The 14425-nt window shown below is 66.5% G+C and carries 12 protein-coding genes and 1 pseudogene; 3 read left to right on the top strand and 10 right to left on the bottom strand.

The features are described 5' to 3' along the window. A pseudogene (locus E1261_RS08985) lies at positions 1-756 on the bottom strand (hypothetical protein); the annotation flags it as partial. A 148-nt stretch (positions 757-904) separates the two neighbouring features. Then, positions 905-1261, bottom strand: coding sequence for a M20/M25/M40 family metallo-hydrolase (locus E1261_RS08980; RefSeq protein WP_132404694.1), 357 nt, complete (start codon positions 1259-1261; stop codon positions 905-907). Between the two features lie 182 nt (positions 1262-1443). Between E1261_RS08980 and E1261_RS08975 the strand changes: the two genes are divergently transcribed. The 3 genes from E1261_RS08975 to E1261_RS45180 all read left to right on the top strand — a co-directional run bounded on the left by E1261_RS08975 (position 1444) and on the right by E1261_RS45180 (position 3306). Beyond that, on the top strand, positions 1444-2088 hold the full coding sequence (locus tag E1261_RS08975; RefSeq protein ID WP_132404692.1) for a hypothetical protein: 645 nt from the start codon (positions 1444-1446) through the stop codon (positions 2086-2088). Between the two features lie 591 nt (positions 2089-2679). Further along, positions 2680-3099, top strand: coding sequence for a DUF4259 domain-containing protein (locus tag E1261_RS08970; protein ID WP_132404690.1), 420 nt, complete (start codon positions 2680-2682; stop codon positions 3097-3099). 63 nt (positions 3100-3162) lie between these two features. After that, positions 3163-3306 (top strand): hypothetical protein, encoded by a 144-nt coding sequence (locus E1261_RS45180; RefSeq protein ID WP_165952429.1) that lies wholly within the window; start codon positions 3163-3165, stop codon positions 3304-3306. A 90-nt stretch (positions 3307-3396) separates the two neighbouring features. Here E1261_RS45180 and E1261_RS08965 read toward each other — a convergent pair whose 3' ends face one another. The 8 genes from E1261_RS08965 to E1261_RS08930 all read right to left on the bottom strand — a co-directional run bounded on the left by E1261_RS08965 (position 3397) and on the right by E1261_RS08930 (position 14310). Then, positions 3397-3927: an RICIN domain-containing protein gene (locus tag E1261_RS08965; protein ID WP_132404688.1), complete on the bottom strand. Its 531-nt coding sequence runs from the start codon at positions 3925-3927 to the stop codon at positions 3397-3399. Between the two features lie 103 nt (positions 3928-4030). After that, positions 4031-7456, bottom strand: a complete 3426-nt coding sequence (locus tag E1261_RS08960) for an alginate lyase family protein (RefSeq protein WP_132404686.1) — start codon at positions 7454-7456, stop codon at positions 4031-4033. A 53-nt stretch (positions 7457-7509) separates the two neighbouring features. Then, the gene (locus E1261_RS08955; protein ID WP_132404684.1) at positions 7510-8457 is read right to left on the bottom strand and encodes a heparin lyase I family protein; all 948 of its coding nucleotides are present in this window, start codon (positions 8455-8457) and stop codon (positions 7510-7512) included. A gap of 12 nt (positions 8458-8469) precedes the next feature. After that, entirely contained in the window at positions 8470-9534 is a 1065-nt protein-coding gene (locus tag E1261_RS08950; RefSeq protein ID WP_132404682.1) for an alginate lyase family protein, read from the bottom strand. After that, entirely contained in the window at positions 9531-11159 is a 1629-nt protein-coding gene (locus E1261_RS08945; protein ID WP_132404680.1) for an extracellular solute-binding protein, read from the bottom strand. The genes E1261_RS08950 and E1261_RS08945 overlap by 4 nt, the downstream gene beginning before the upstream one ends. A 36-nt stretch (positions 11160-11195) precedes the next feature. Next, a complete protein-coding gene (locus E1261_RS08940) occupies positions 11196-12146 on the bottom strand; it encodes a carbohydrate ABC transporter permease (RefSeq protein WP_132404678.1) in 951 nt (316 codons plus the stop codon). After that, the gene (locus E1261_RS08935) at positions 12143-13066 is read right to left on the bottom strand and encodes an ABC transporter permease (RefSeq protein ID WP_132404676.1); all 924 of its coding nucleotides are present in this window, start codon (positions 13064-13066) and stop codon (positions 12143-12145) included. The genes E1261_RS08940 and E1261_RS08935 overlap by 4 nt, the downstream gene beginning before the upstream one ends. Next, positions 13066-14310: a polysaccharide pyruvyl transferase family protein gene (locus tag E1261_RS08930; RefSeq protein WP_132404674.1), complete on the bottom strand. Its 1245-nt coding sequence runs from the start codon at positions 14308-14310 to the stop codon at positions 13066-13068. Before E1261_RS08930 ends, E1261_RS08935 begins: the two co-directional genes overlap by 1 nt. Positions 14311-14425: the final 115 nt, after the last annotated feature.

Here is a 14425-nt window from a genome sequence, read left to right as displayed (position 1 = left end):
GAGTTCGTTGGTGAAGGCGGTGTCGGGCAGGATGCCTACCGCTTCTGCGCGGCGGAGCTGGACGCTGCGCTTGTCGCCGAGGGCCAGCAGGGCGTCGGCGATCTCGTCGATCTTTGCCTTGTGCCGCCGGACCGCCCCCGAGGACGCCTTGATCACGCAGGTCTTCGTGCCGTGCTCGTCGGAGCGGCCTACCCAGACACCGCGCTCGTCGGTCTTCTCAGCAGCCTCGGCCTTCGCCAGGTCGGGGTCGGCGTGCATCTTCGCGGCTTTGATGATCTTGGCCAGCCGGGTCGGTGAGATCGTGTCCAGCAGGTGCGCTACGCGCTTGTCGACGTACAGCGCCGCGGCCAGGGACAGCTTCTCGCAGTCGCGGGCGAGGTTGCGCGCCTTCCAGGCCGTGACCTCTTCGCTCAGCACCCTCGCCCAGACGAACGGGAACCGGTGCCGCAACGCCAGCGCGTTCGCGAGATAGTCCCGCGCCACACCCGGCGACATGCCGACCACCGCGCCGTACTCGGAGACACAGAACTCCAGCACGGGCGGACAGCCGTCACCACCCAGCACCACAGCACGCTCCCGGCCATCGCTCGCACGACGCCCTGGGCGCTCCGGCGCCACGTCAGGATGGAAACGATCGGCGTACACGACAGCATGAACGAGGGAGCGTGCCGCTGACCGGGACTCGGCCGCACGTTCCTCGGCGGCCGACTCCAGCAAGTCGGCCGTCGATAGCGTCAACAACTCTTCCTCGAACATGTGTTCGACTATAGTCACGAAACGATAACGCGGCAAATCCTCCCTTACATGCAAGGGGATCCGCCAGGTCTACCGCCGGAGGCCAGGCGTCGCGCCGGGCCCCAGGATGATCTGGGCGACGAAGCGCTTGGCCTGTGGGGCTGCTGGATCAGGTCGTGGTGATGATGGCGGCGACGAGGGCGGCTCGTTCGGCGAGGCTGGCGGCGACTGTTTGTTCGTGGACGGCGTGCGCGCCCTTGCCTACCGGGCCCAGCCCGTCGAGCGTGGGAATCCCGAGCCAGCCGGTCAGATTGGTATCCGCCGCGCCCGATGCGGCCGCTCCGCCTGCCTCCTGACCGATCGACTCCCCAGCCGCAACCACAGTCGCAAGCAGCTCCTCGGTTGCCACCGAGGGCTGCCAGGCCGGCCGATTCGACATCACCTTCACCTCGACAACGGCCCCGGCCCGCAGTGCCGGCAGTGCGATGACTGCCTCCAACACGGCGCTCTCGGTCTCGGGATCCATGAACCGGAACCCGATATCCGCCCACGCCGACCCGGCAACCACGTGCTTCGCTGAACCGGCCGTGGTGACGATTCTGTTCGCGGTGCTTCCTGTCCCTGCGGATCCGCCGGCATGCCGACATCATGATGACCGGTTCCTGACAGCCCGTCGCTCCTCGCCCAGGGAGCCGTTAGCGTCGGTTCATGACGTTCTGGCGGTCGGCCGATGTCTGGCGGCGAGTGGCACAGAAGCAGTTGCTGCGTAGTCAGGCCGCCGTCGCGTCGCAGAACTGGCGGCTCGCCACAGTCGCCAACCAGCGTGCGCAGATGGCGATCGGGCGTGCTGCCGCGGCGTCGAAGTTGACGTCGAAGGACGAGCAGGTGCTGGCGTCGTTGCACTACGACCTGACCGAGATCTACAGCGTCGGCGGTCACATGTACGCCGCGCTGGCGCAGGCGGAGAAGGCCTGGCAGCTGTACCACCGGCTCGACCCGACCGGTGGTGATCCAACGAAAGTGAACAACACCCTCAAAGCCGAGGACGAGCAGGCCGTTGCGCATGCGGCGGACGCGCTGGTGCGGCTCGCTCGGCTCAGGGCGGTGGGGCTTGTGCAATCGCGGCAGGAGGCCGCTGAGTACGCGCGGTCCGCCGGTCACTACCAGCCGATCGGCGGCCAGCCGCTGAGTCCAGCCGATGTCCAGGAGCAGGCCTGGGTTCGCAAACACGCTGAGCTGGCCGTCACCTGCTACGAACGGCTGACGCGCATCAGCGCCCGGTACGGCGGCTCGGACCTCGCCCGGGTCCGCAGCGGCCGCGACCGAGCCCTCGCCGCGCTACGCGAACTCTGAACGGCCTACTCCCAGAGCCGGTCAGTTCAGGCTCTCCACACGAGCCGGTACGACGTTGTGCACAGGTCAACCACGTACGCTCTCCGAATCTGGTTGATGGCTGCTCAAGGTGAGCTGGCCGGGCGACCTTGAGCACGGTTCGACCGTTGCGACGGGGTATCAGATGGTTGGTGCGTGCTCAAGGTGACGCCCGGCCCGCGATCTCGGGCCCCGAGGGTTGGCCCTGACCCTCCCCAAACCGGTTTGGGGAGGGATGGCACCGTCCGCAAGGTGATGCGGGGAGGGATTGCACCGTCCGCAAGGTGATGTGGGGAGGACACCCCCCGAATCCGTCGCGGATCCTCCCCGAACCGGTTTGGGGCGGATCCCGATTTGGCTGGCTGGGCAGGCAGATTAGGGGTTCTGTACTCTGGTTAAGGGTGCAGAACCCCCAACGCCGGTGGCTAACCAGCGAAATGGCTGGGGTTCTTCGGTCGTGGAGGCAGCGGGGACCGGGGATACGGAGAGGCGGGTTTAACTAGCCGGCCTTGGCGGGCTGCTCCAGCAGATCGTCGGCCGTGCAGGTCTGCCGATCCGGATACGGTGTCGGTCATGGGTACCTGGGACGCAACGGTGTTCGGAAACGACGATGCGGCCGACTGGGCTGACATTCTGGTCAACGCCGACCTGGAGCAGTTGGTCGCTGATGCGCTGGAGCGCGCGACCGGCTCGGCCGGTGCCGAGTACTTGAGGTACTCCAAGGGCGTGCAGGCACTGGCTGCGGCTGAGATCGTTGCGGCCGCGGCCGGCGCCCCAACTGATGCAAATGCCTACAACGAGCGAGCGCTCGAATGGGCGTCCGGCCGCGCCAGGTTGGCCAGTTTGACCCCGGTCGCCATCCGAGCTGTCGACCGGGTGGTCGCGGACGACTCCGAGCTGGCCGAGCTGTGGGCCGAGGGAGACGAGACCGCGTGGCTGAAGACAACCGACGATCTGCGGGAACGCCTACGGAGCAGGGCCGAGGCTGGATAGTGTCATCGGAATTTCATCGATGGTTCCTACGGTGGTCTGTACATCGGACCGAAGGGAACTGGAATGACCATCAAGCGAGTTGCAGCATTGTTCGCCTCGGCGGCGTTGATCGTGGCCGGGGCCTATCTCGTCAAGCCGACGACCACGGTGGACGCAAGCGGGACGTCGGCCGGCCAGGGACACAGCGACGGATTCGAGTGGACCTGATCGCCGGGACACGCCCCCGGCCGGAGCGCTAGGCGTTCCGGACGGGGGCTTCTACCGTTCTGGGCCCGCACCGCCGACTCCGTTGAATAGTTAGAAGACTCGCCAGCGCTGGTTGTGCTGTTGGGCTCCCAGGTTGTCCCACAGTTGGATGGGGGTGCCGTTGGAGCCGATGTAGGACAGGTTCGCGTCGAGAACTCGGCCAGAGGCCTTGTTCTTGATGGTGTAATCGTGGTTCTCGCCGCTCTCGCGGTAGACGTACCAGATCTGGTTGTGGTGACCGGGGCTGTAGCAGTCCCACAGCTGAACCGGTGTGCCGTTGCGGCCTCCCCAGGAGGTGTTGGCGTCGAGGCAGCGACCGTTGGATCTGTTGACGATCTGGAACTCACTGCCGTAGCTGACATACCGCATGATCCACTGCTGGTTGTGCCAGCCGTTGCAGTCCCACAGCTGAACCGGTGTGCCGTTCTGGTTGAGGTAGTTCGCGTTCGCGTCCAGGCAGCGGCCGTTCCAGTTGTTGGTGATCGGAAGCGGGATGCTGTCCCCTGCGTGTGCGAGTGGAGTCGTCGCTCCGATCAGCGCGACAACGCCGAGCACGAGCGCACCCCAAGTCTTCAGGCTCATGGATCCCCCTTGTTTGTATGGCCTCCTGTCACGATGGCAGAGCGGACCCCGCTGCAGATCCGCTGCAGACCGATCAGGCACCTTCAGGCAGCCACGACGGCCCCTAAGCACCCCGCTCGCAGGAGCTTGCGATAGAGACGTTCTCGAAGGTGCTTTCGGTGGATGCGTAGAGGCCGACGCCGCCGGTGCGGACGACGGTGTCGCGAGCTTGCAGAATCTCGACGCCGTTCAGGGTCACGGTGATGCGGTCGCCGTGGATCGCGGCGCGCAGTCGGACGGGGCCGGTCAACGGGTTGCTGATTGAGGCCGAGCCCAACGCGACCGGGCCTGACGCGTGAGCCTCGCGGACAATGTTCGCGTACCGGCTTCCTTCGCTCGTCTTGCCGATGTGGATGCGGTAGCCGTACGCGTCCGTGGAATCTCGTAGCGAGATTCCTGCGTTACCGGCGGATCCGTTGATCGTGACCGTGGTCTCCGCGACGAAGTCGCACGCCTCGGAGAAGCGCGACGGCAGTGTCGAGTCGGCCAGGACGTGCGCCCTGCCACCGGCGGGAGGCGTGAGGCGCAACTTCCCCGAGGCGACGGAGACAGCGCCTGTTATTGCTCGCCAATTGGCCTGATCGATCCCTTCCCTGATCACGATGTTGTCGAAGGTGGCGGCCCGCCGATGGGTGAAGGCGGCGGCACCACCTGTCGGCAGCTGTGAGTCGTCCGCGGAGATCGACGTGTCACCGACTTTGGCGGTCAGATGGCTCCCGATCGCGGAAACGACCAGCTTGTGCGCGGCGTTGGCGCCGGCGGGCAGTGCGGTCTCCGCGAGAACGAAGGTCTCCGCCCTGTAGATCTTCACCAGCTGCAGCGTCGCCCCCGTCGAGGAGTTGAGGATGTTGGCCCGGTAGTAGTTTCGGGAGTCGTGGTAGCGGAACGCGAGACCGGTACGGGCCGTCGTCTGACCGCTGGCACCAGGAACGATGTCCGCGGACATCACCACGTCATCCGGTACATCTTGCAGCGCCGCGAACGACACACTGTCCGCGGTCGAGGTCTGTGCCAACTGCGTGCCCGTGAGCGCCCAGTTGCCCTCCACCGGCGTCCAGCCGTCAAAGGATCCGTTGAAGTCGTAGACGGTCCGGTCCAGGCCGGCATCGGCGAACTGCTCCTCGAGCACGGTTACCGGGGAGAACGACGACTGCACCCACAACGTGATGAGGTCGCCCGTGCGGATGAACGCGGTCGGGGTGCCGTTCACCTTCACCGCTTTGACCTTCGGCGCGTTGATGGTGAGCCTGCCGGTGAACGGGTCCCCCAGCGAGATCTCGGCGGTCGCTCCGCGCAGTTCCACACTGACGTCGGACACCGGCGCGGATGCGTCGATAACGACGGCACGGTGGTCGACCAGCACCGACCCGCGGGTCAACGCGTACCGGTTCAGCCTGCCGCTCGAAGCACGCTCGAGGTAAGCGGTCTCGGCGTTGGTCGTGGCGGCCCCGAACGCCCTCCACGAGGGAGTCGCCTCCCGCGAGAGGTAGAAGCGTCCGGTCGCACCCGGCAGGCCGATCTCCATCGCCGTCGCCACGGAGTGACCCACCCCAGGCATGGCGATACGTTTCGCAGCCACCTTGGGCGCCGCGCCGGCCTTGCCGGGAACCACCACGGTGTCCAGTCCCGTCGACCCCGTGGCGCGCCAGTCGTACGACAGGTAGTCGACGTCCGTGAGTACCTGCTCGCCGACGCGCACAGCGCCGTTCTTCTTGACAGTGGGCGTGACCGCGACGCCGTCCGGGGCCACCGGGACGAGCTGCACGCCGGCACCCGGCGTGGCTCCGGGCACGGTGTCGAAGCCGACCGTGGCGACCTTCGTCTTCGGGTTGACGGTGACTGGATCACCAGGGAAGTGCCAGAGCTGCCGGTAGTCGTGCGCGGCTGTGTCACCCGTCAGGTCGTCGGAGACGACCCAGTAGCCGGGCTTGATGAAGTAGACGGCCCGATCGTGCACGACCGGCTGGTAGCCCTTGGTCGCACCGCGGTAGATGTCGAGGCCCGCGTTCGAGCGCCACAGCGACGTCGTACGGGGGACGCCGGCGGTCTGTGCCTTTCCGTCGACCTCGACGGTGTTGTGCGCCTCGGTGGTACGACGCATCCAGTCGTTCGTCGGGGTCGCGCTGTAGTCCCCCACGCCGGAGTCGACGATCAGTGGACGCCCGTACGCCGCCATCACCAGGCTGAGGTCGTCCGGATGCCGATGCGAGGCCGTGTAGCTGGAATTCTGGTTGTTGATCAGCATGTACCGCGCGTCGGCGTCCCATCCGGAACGCTGTACGGCGAAGCTGATCGGGAACACCGTGGACGGCAGCGTCGGCGTGGTTCCCTCGGTTCGGCCGGACGCGACCCAGGTGAAATCGGGCCAGGAGTTGCGTACGCCGCTCCTGCGGATGGCCGACGTACCCGCGTAGTTGTTCGGGGTGTCGCCGATCGCCGCGGGTTCGAGATTCGGCTGCCGGGTCGCGAACAGCGAATCCGCGATCCAGTCCACCGCCTGGACGATCGACTCAGGAACGGTTCGCCCGTTGGCCTCCGCAACCGCTATGACGGAGTTGAGCACATCCGCGACGTAGGCCTGATAGTTGAACGCCGGCTCGCGGTACACGCCGTCGCCCTTCAAATGCGCGCGCAGGAACCGCTCTGCCGAGCGGATCGCGAACCCCTCCCAGCCACGCGAGGCCGAGAACTCGGGCAGAAACACGGCGGCCGCGTGGACGGAGCGGGCCATCGACACGTACCAGTTGTTCCCGACGTGGATCTGCATCACGCCGACGAGGAAGTCCGTCGTGGCGTGCACGCCGGACAGGTACGCAACGAGGTCGTTCGCCTTGATGCCCGGATCGGTCCGGAACATGGAGAACGCGCTGACCAGCTGGGCGAGCCGCTTGGCGGCCGACAGGTTGCGGCCCTGCGGCCAGCTCTGTACGTCGGCAAAGAAGTCGAGCGAGATGTCCATCCACGCGCGCGCATACGCCGCACGTTTCACCGGGTCGCTCTCGGACACGTAGGCGAAGGTCAGTTTGGGCATGAACGTGAGGTCGGTCATCAGAACCTGCGCGCCGCCCGGGGTGGTCTGAGTCCCACCCCAGGCGTCGTCCCAGTCGACGTCGATCCGCTGCTCGGCGCTGTTGTAGAAGTTGCGGGTCTCGGCGCCGAACCGGAAGATCCCCGCCGCGAGGTCGTCGGGTCCCGAGTCGCCACCGCCCAGGCCGTCGGTCGGAGCGGGGTAGTGAACGTTGGAGCGGCCCGCGTAGAACGCCTTGAGTTCCTCGGCCGCGCCCGCTTCGTTGCCAGCAGCAAGCTTTGCCGCCACCGCGGCGAGTTCAGGCCGCGTCAGGTCGAGCAGTTCGCCGAGATCCGACATACCGGCCGCTACCGCCCGGCCCGGCGACAGGACCGTCGCCACCAGAGCCAGCACGAGCATCGCGGCGGCACCCGTACGGGCCCGGCGACGCCTGTGCCAGGGAAAACAACTTCGCCTCACCATGGTCTTCTCCCTTACCCGTAAGAGTGTTGGCTGAGTCCGGACGGCTCAGGCGGTCAGCCGCGGTTGTAGGGCTGTACAGCTTCCTTGCTGTCGCCGATCCGCAGGTTCCGGTAGTCGGAACGGAAGGTCGCGCCCGGCTGGTAGTCCTTGTACATGCCGAACTTGATCTTGAAGAGGTTCTTGAAGGAGTCGTCCTTGCAGCTGTCACGCTTCCCGTAGCCGAAGTACTCTTCCTGGTCCAAGACGGGGTTCTCGACGGTGGTCGCCCCCACTCTCTTGTGGAAAACCGTGATCCGCCCCTTCGCCGCACCCTCGTGGTAGGGCGCCACGTGATACCTGATGACAAAGGAATGCCATTCGTCGACCGTCCCGACGCTCCTGGTCGCCATCGCCTTGTTGTACTCCGTCTCCATGCCCGGCTGATCGCCTCGGCGGACGAACTGCAGATTGTGGCCGTTGCCGGCGCCTGACTGGATGCGTACGCCGCCGATCGGGTTCGCCTCGCATTGCCACAGCTGCATCACGTAAGCACCGCTGCCCGTCACGTCATCGGTGGCCGAAGGAATGCGAATGTCGAACCCGACCCACACGTCGGTGTGGAACGGCAGGTTCCAGCCCGTCGCCAGCTCCGAGCGGTCCCGGAGGGTGCCCGGTTCCACGAAGTCCTTGTTCGTGCGGAACGTCAACGCCCGCGGGTCCGACCCGGTGATCTGGGGCGGCTGCGCCGCTCCCTGACACCTGCCTTGAAGAAAGTCGTCGCCATCCCGGTAGTTGCCGCCGTCGCCGATCCCCGGACCGCACGCACCGGGGTTCTCGATCGTCCAGCTCCCACCTGCGATACCCACCGAGTAGCTGGGAACCGCCGTGGTTGCCGCGTCGACGGGTCGTGTGGTCGTCACTGCGGCGATCCCCAGCGAGGCGCTCAGGGCTACCGCCACGGCGAGAATCGTCGTTTTTCGAGCAAATCGGCCGGGGGCCGAGATCGAGAACCTCGTGAACATGGTGGTTTCCTCTCAGGTCGGGATGTGTTCCAGGGCTGCGGTTGACGGGATCTCGGGGGCGGGTAGGTCTTGCCTTCGCAGGGTTTCCGCGAAGGCTTTGAGGCCCGGGGTCTGATAGACGGCGGCGGCTTCGTCGGCGAGCCAGAGCGCGGTTCGGTCGAGGTCCGCGGGCTGCCGGGGCCAGATCCATCGACGGTCGTCGTCAGCGTTGCCGGCCCAGAAGTGGAACGCGTCGCGGAGACTGCCGAAGCCGGGTTCGGCGGGTGCGTTCCAGAGGTCGCGGCCTTCAGCAGCTGCGACTCGGCAGCAGACAGCGAAGGCTCGTAGACAGTAGATGGTGTAGAGCAACGAGTCGGGACGAGCCAGTTCTTTCGGGAGCGCGCCGCCGGGAGCAATGTGCCGCAGCCGGATGTCGAACCGGTCGAGAATCTTGGAGAGCGCGGGCCGGTCGTCCACGAACTGCAGATAGCGCAGTACCTGCGCGTCCCACCACACTCCGTGGTTGTTGGTCATCGATTCTTCCTGCCGGCCGAGTTCGCTCGACCTCATCCAGTGGGTCAACTCGGCGAACCAGTCCTGCAGCAGCGGGAGGCCTTCGGTGAATCGTCCGGCCTTCACCAGCAGGTCGACGTGATCCAGGAGGTCGGTCAGGAGCGTCGCCTCGATCTGCCCGATCGCCGCACCGTCGTGCTGACCGGGCAGCGCGGCAGCGTGCGCGAAGTTGGGGCGCATCGCGGTCGCCGGGTCCAGGAACCACCGTTCGAGACGTTCGACCGCGGCGTCGGCGTACCGTGCCTCGCCGGTTCGCAGGTGTGCTTGCACCAGGGTGTTGACGGCCGCGACTGTCTGCCGGAACCGCCGTTTGTCGTAGCGATCGCGCCACGCGTCCGGGTTCCGCTGGCCGTCGACCCTGATGTACGGCAGACCGTCGGCTGTCTCCGGATTCGGCCAGGAGTAGTTGCCGACCGAGTAGTAGTCGTGGGCATCTCCGGCCCAGTCCGACGGCTCCCGGTCGAGGATGGAATACGGCCGGCCGGCCAGGAACTCGTCGGCTCGGGTTATCAGCTGACGGCTCATTTGGGTCCCGCCTGCGAGAAGGCCTGTTCATACTCGGCCCGGATCTTGTCGCCGCCGCCGTTCCGCCACTTGGTCACGGCCGCCTTCCAGCTCGACACGGGTGCGCGGCCGGCCAGGATGCCGTTCCGTGCATCGGTCAGGCCCTTGCCCAATTGCAGGCCTTTGGCCGCCTCGGTCTCGGAGTACAGGCCCTGGGTCGGATCAGGGGCGAGAATCGGCAAAGCGGCTTCCTGGTAGTCGAAACGGGCCTGGGCGACATCGCGCCGGCCCGGGTCGTAGATGGCCTGGGTCGGTCCGCTGACGTACCCGAACGGCACCAGCCGCAGATTCTGGCCACGCGAGTTCAAGATGGGGTCCTTGCCCTCGAGCTTGAACGTCTGCCCCTCGATCCCGAAGTTGCGCAGCAGGTACTCGGACGATCCGAACGGTGCGGCGAGCCAGTCGAGTACCCGGAGCACCTCGCGGACCCGGTCCGGTTCGGCCTTGGTCACCGCGGTGAAGGCCTGAGCCGCACTCCCCCGAGGATGGACAGGCTTGCTCGCCGCGTCGTAGCCGAACATCGGAAGAGATCCAAGCTTGAAGCCCGGCACCTCGGCTCCCCACATCTCGTACTTGCTCCAGCCGGCGTACCCGCCGAAGACGATCGGCGTGGTCCCGTTGGTGAACCAGTCGTTGCGCTGGTTGTTGGACGCCACCAGGCCGTCCGGATGGAAGACGCCGGCGGCGGCGAGCTCGTGGGTGTCGGCCAGCGCCTTCTCGTACTCCTCGAGCTCGATGTTGGAGGTGAACTTCCCGCCGTCCTCGATCCAGGTGGCGGCGATGCCCAGGGAACCGGCGATCATGGTCAGGGTGTTCCCCGGATCGCCGCAGGCCCAGCGGGACTTGCGCTCGTTGGTCAGCCCCTTCAGCAGTGCCTTGAACTCTCCGATGTTCTTGGGCTGCGCGGGCAGTCCGGTACCGGCGACGAGGTCGGCGCGGATCCAGGCGACCGCCGGGATCGGTACCCGGGCGATCGGCACTCCCCACAGGGCGTTGCCGTACACGGTCCTGCGCCACGAATCGGTGGACAGACCCGCCAGGTTCGGATAGTCCTTGACGGCATCGCCCGACAAGTACTCACTCAGGTCGGTGAACTTTGCCTTCAGCAACGCGGGCAACTGCTGCACCGAGCCGTAGATCGACACCACGTCGGGCAGATCTCCACCGGCCACGGTCGTCGCGAACCGTTGGGCGTAGTCAGCCGCCGGCGCATACGTGATGTCGAGCTTTCCACCAAGTCGCGTGTCGACCTCCTGCCACAGCGGATTGTCGGACTTGCCGGGTGCCACCGGGTCGAAGGTGTAGGTGAGGGCGGAGATCTGGCCACCCGACAGCGGGGGCTTACCGACCGCCGCGACCGGGTTCGGCGGGTACTCGAAGTACCCGTTCATGCCGAGCGGGCTCGCGCTCTTCAGTGCGGGTACGGCGTTCCCGGCCTGGGCGAACGTCGGGAGAACGTCCGCTCCGATCCGGCCGGAGGTTCCCGTCGTCGTCTTGGCGGAGCAGCCGAGAGCTGATCCGGTGACGCCTGCGACGGCTGCCGCGGACAGCCCTTTGAGCAACGTACGGCGCGAAAGCGAATCCATGGTTACGGTCCCTCCTCATGGCGGGCGTCCGGTCGATCAGCCTTTGACGGCGCCGATCAGAAGTCCCTTGCTGAAGTGCTTCTGGATGAACGGGTAGATGATCAAGATCGGGATGACGGACATGACGAGAATCGCCATCTGGATCGATGCCTGGGGTGGCAGCGACTCGGTCGACGCCGACAGTTCGTCGGTGCCGAGCGGCGTCTGGTTCACGACGAACGTCCGCAGGACCAGCTGCAGCGGCCACTTCTCCGGCGACGGCAGGTAGAGCAGGGCAGAGAAGAACGCATTCCAGTAGGCGACCGCGTAGAACAGGCCGACCACCGCGACGACGGCCTTCGAGAGCGGCAGGACGATGAGGGTGAGGATCCGGAGTTCGCCGGCCCCGTCGAGCTTCGCCGACTCGGTCAGCTCACTGGGCAGCTCGAGGAAGAAGGACCGCATCACGATCACGTTGAAGGCGTTGACCACCACCGGCAGGATCAACGCCGCCAGGTTGTCGATCAGCCCGAGCTGCTTGACTGTCAGGTACATCGGGATCATGCCCGGATTGAACAAGAGGGTGAACAGCGTCATCAGCAGGATCGGCTTGTGCAACAGCGATCCCGGCCGCGACAGGGCGTACGCGAGCATGATGGTGCAGGCCAGCGACAGGACCGTGCCCACAACGGTGACCACGACCGACACGGTGAGGGCCCGCGTCACCACTCCTCCGGACAGAACGGCCCGGTACGCCGCGAGCGACGGATCGCTGGTGAAGAGGACGAGTCCACCGCGCGCGCTGATGTCGCGTTGCGGCGCCAGACTCGTCATCACGACAGCGACGAACGGGACGATCACCGCGAGGCAGGCAACGGTCAGCAGCACACCGCGCGCCCCGGTCACCCAGCGCGGTTGCCGGCCCATCCAGGCAGGCCGCTCGTCCGACGCCGGTTGACGGTCGCGCCGAGCCCGGCGTTCAGCGGTGGTCTCCAGTAGTCCGGTCATTTCGAGTACACCCCCCGCTCCCCCATGACGTGGGCGAGCCGGTTCGCCCCGAGGACGAGAACCACGCCGACGAAGCCCTTCACCAGGCCGACCGCGGCCGAGACACCCCAGTTCCCGCCGATGATCCCGTTGTTGTAGACGTAGGTGTCGAGCACTTCGGAAGCCTGCGCGCCGACCGGACCCTGCTGCAGGAGGATCTGCTCGAAACCGACCGTGAGCGAATCACCCAGCCGCAGGATCAGCAGCAGCACGATCACCGGCCGGATCGCGGGCAGCGTGACGTGCCACAGCTGCCGAAGCGGGCTGGCCCGGTCGATCGCCGCTGCCTCGTACAGGTTCAGGTCGACCTTGGAGAGCGCGGCCAGGAAGATGATGGTCGACCATCCGGTGTCCTTCCAGATCACCTGCGACGTGACCAGCAGTTTGAACAGCTCCGGTACGCCGATGATCTGGAAGGTTCCCAGGTCCGCGGAACGCAGCCACTCGTTCAGCATTCCGCCGTTGCCGAACATCTGCTGGAACAACGCCACGACGATGACCCAGGACAGGAAATGCGGCAGGTAGAGGATCGACTGCGTCAGCCGCTTGGCTCGTTCGTTCAGCATCGAGTTGAGGACCAGGGCCAGCGCGATCGGCAGCGGGAACACGAACAGCACCTGGACCATCGTGATGATCAGGGTGTTGACGAGCGCGTTCAGGAACTCCGGGTCACCGTTGAAGATGACCGAGAAGTTGCTCAGGCCAACGAAATCCGATCCGCTGATGCCGAGGAACGGCTGGTAGTCCTGGAAGGCGATCACGTTGCCCAGCAGTGGCAGGTAGTGGAACAGCACCAGGACGATCACGCCCGGTACGGCGAGCACGAGCAGCACCCGGTCCCGGTGCCATCGGGTCGCGAGCTGCCCGCGTCGCGACGACATCAGAGGATCCTGCTGCCGACCGCCGCGATGGCGGCCTCGACCATCCCCCGCACGCGCTCCTGCGCGCCGTCCCGCGCCTGCCGCGCGACTTCGGCTGCGGCCGGCCGGTCGTCGACGATCTTCTGCAGGAGTTGCCCGGCCTCCGCTTCGGCCCCAGGTCCCAGCTCGACGAACGGCAGGCCGAGATCGTTGTACATCTCACCCTTGATCGTGTCGGTCGGCTGGCGCAGGTAGACCGCCGGAACACCTTCGGCCAACGCGATCAGCGGTGAGTGGCACTCCATGCTCACGACCGCGCCGGCCCGCCGGTACACCGCGGCCGCCTCGGTCAGGTCCCAGAACCGCGGCAGGATGTGAACCAGGCCGGCCACATCGGCAGGGAAGGTCCCCGCGAACTCGGCCTCGGCGACTTCCATCGCGTAGCTCATCTCCGGTACGACGAGCGCCGGCTGGCCAGTGGCTCGCACCCAGCCGATCACGGTCTGCCGCAGAACGTCCAGGTCGGACTTCAGATAGCCCGCGTTGTAGGCCGACCGGCGAACCTCCTCGGCCCCGGGCGCGTAGTTCCGGATCTGGTGGTACGGCGTGAAACGCAGCCGCGGTACGACGCAGAGGAACTGTCCGGGCGTCAACCCGTACTCCGCGAGTACGGCCTCGCCGTCGCCGTCGTCGACCACGTCGAACATCACGGTGGCGTCCGGACCGAACGCGATCGTGGGCGCCCCGAGGTTCTGTCCGGCCAGGAACCGCTCGGTCAACGAGTCCCGGCAGTAGACGAACGCCGCCGTGTCGAGCACCTCGCGCTCGAGCTCGCTGAGCAGGTCACCGTCGATCGCGCTGATCATGCTCGCCGCGCGGGCCAGCGTCGAGCCGTAGGGCCGGAGCGGATCGACCGTCACCCCGAAGATGCCATGCGGCTTCCCGGTCCGCCGATGCCATTCGGCGACCTCCACCTGGGCAACGAGCGATGGCCCCGACCCGTGGACCAGAAGGTCGCCTTCGGCAAACAACCGTTCCAGGGCCGGGCTGAGCGGCTCGCCGGGCACAACGCGGTCCTCGACGATCTCGACGTCCGGAAAGTAGCGGCCGAGCATCCGCCGTACACCCTCGTCGATGCTACGAGCCCACAGCGTGAGTTTCGCCTCCGGTGCGTAGCGCTGAAAGGCCCGGAGCGCGCCAGGCGTATGGGCGACGTCGCCGATGTTGACGGTCTGCCAACCGGAGGCGAGAACGACGTGAACCATGAGGAATTCCCTGTCCAGCCCAGCTCGAGCAACGCTGGGCTTGCGGTCGATTCGGAGCAACGACGAGCATCATGCCGATGATTCACCGGTTAATCAAGACCTCAGAAGTCCGCGA

Origin of the sequence: Kribbella albertanoniae (assembly GCF_004348455.1) — a bacterium.
GTDB classification, from domain to species: Bacteria; Actinomycetota; Actinomycetes; order Propionibacteriales; family Kribbellaceae; genus Kribbella; species Kribbella albertanoniae.
Note: the sequence above shows the minus strand (reverse complement) of the source record. Positions and strands in the feature narration are given on the sequence as shown.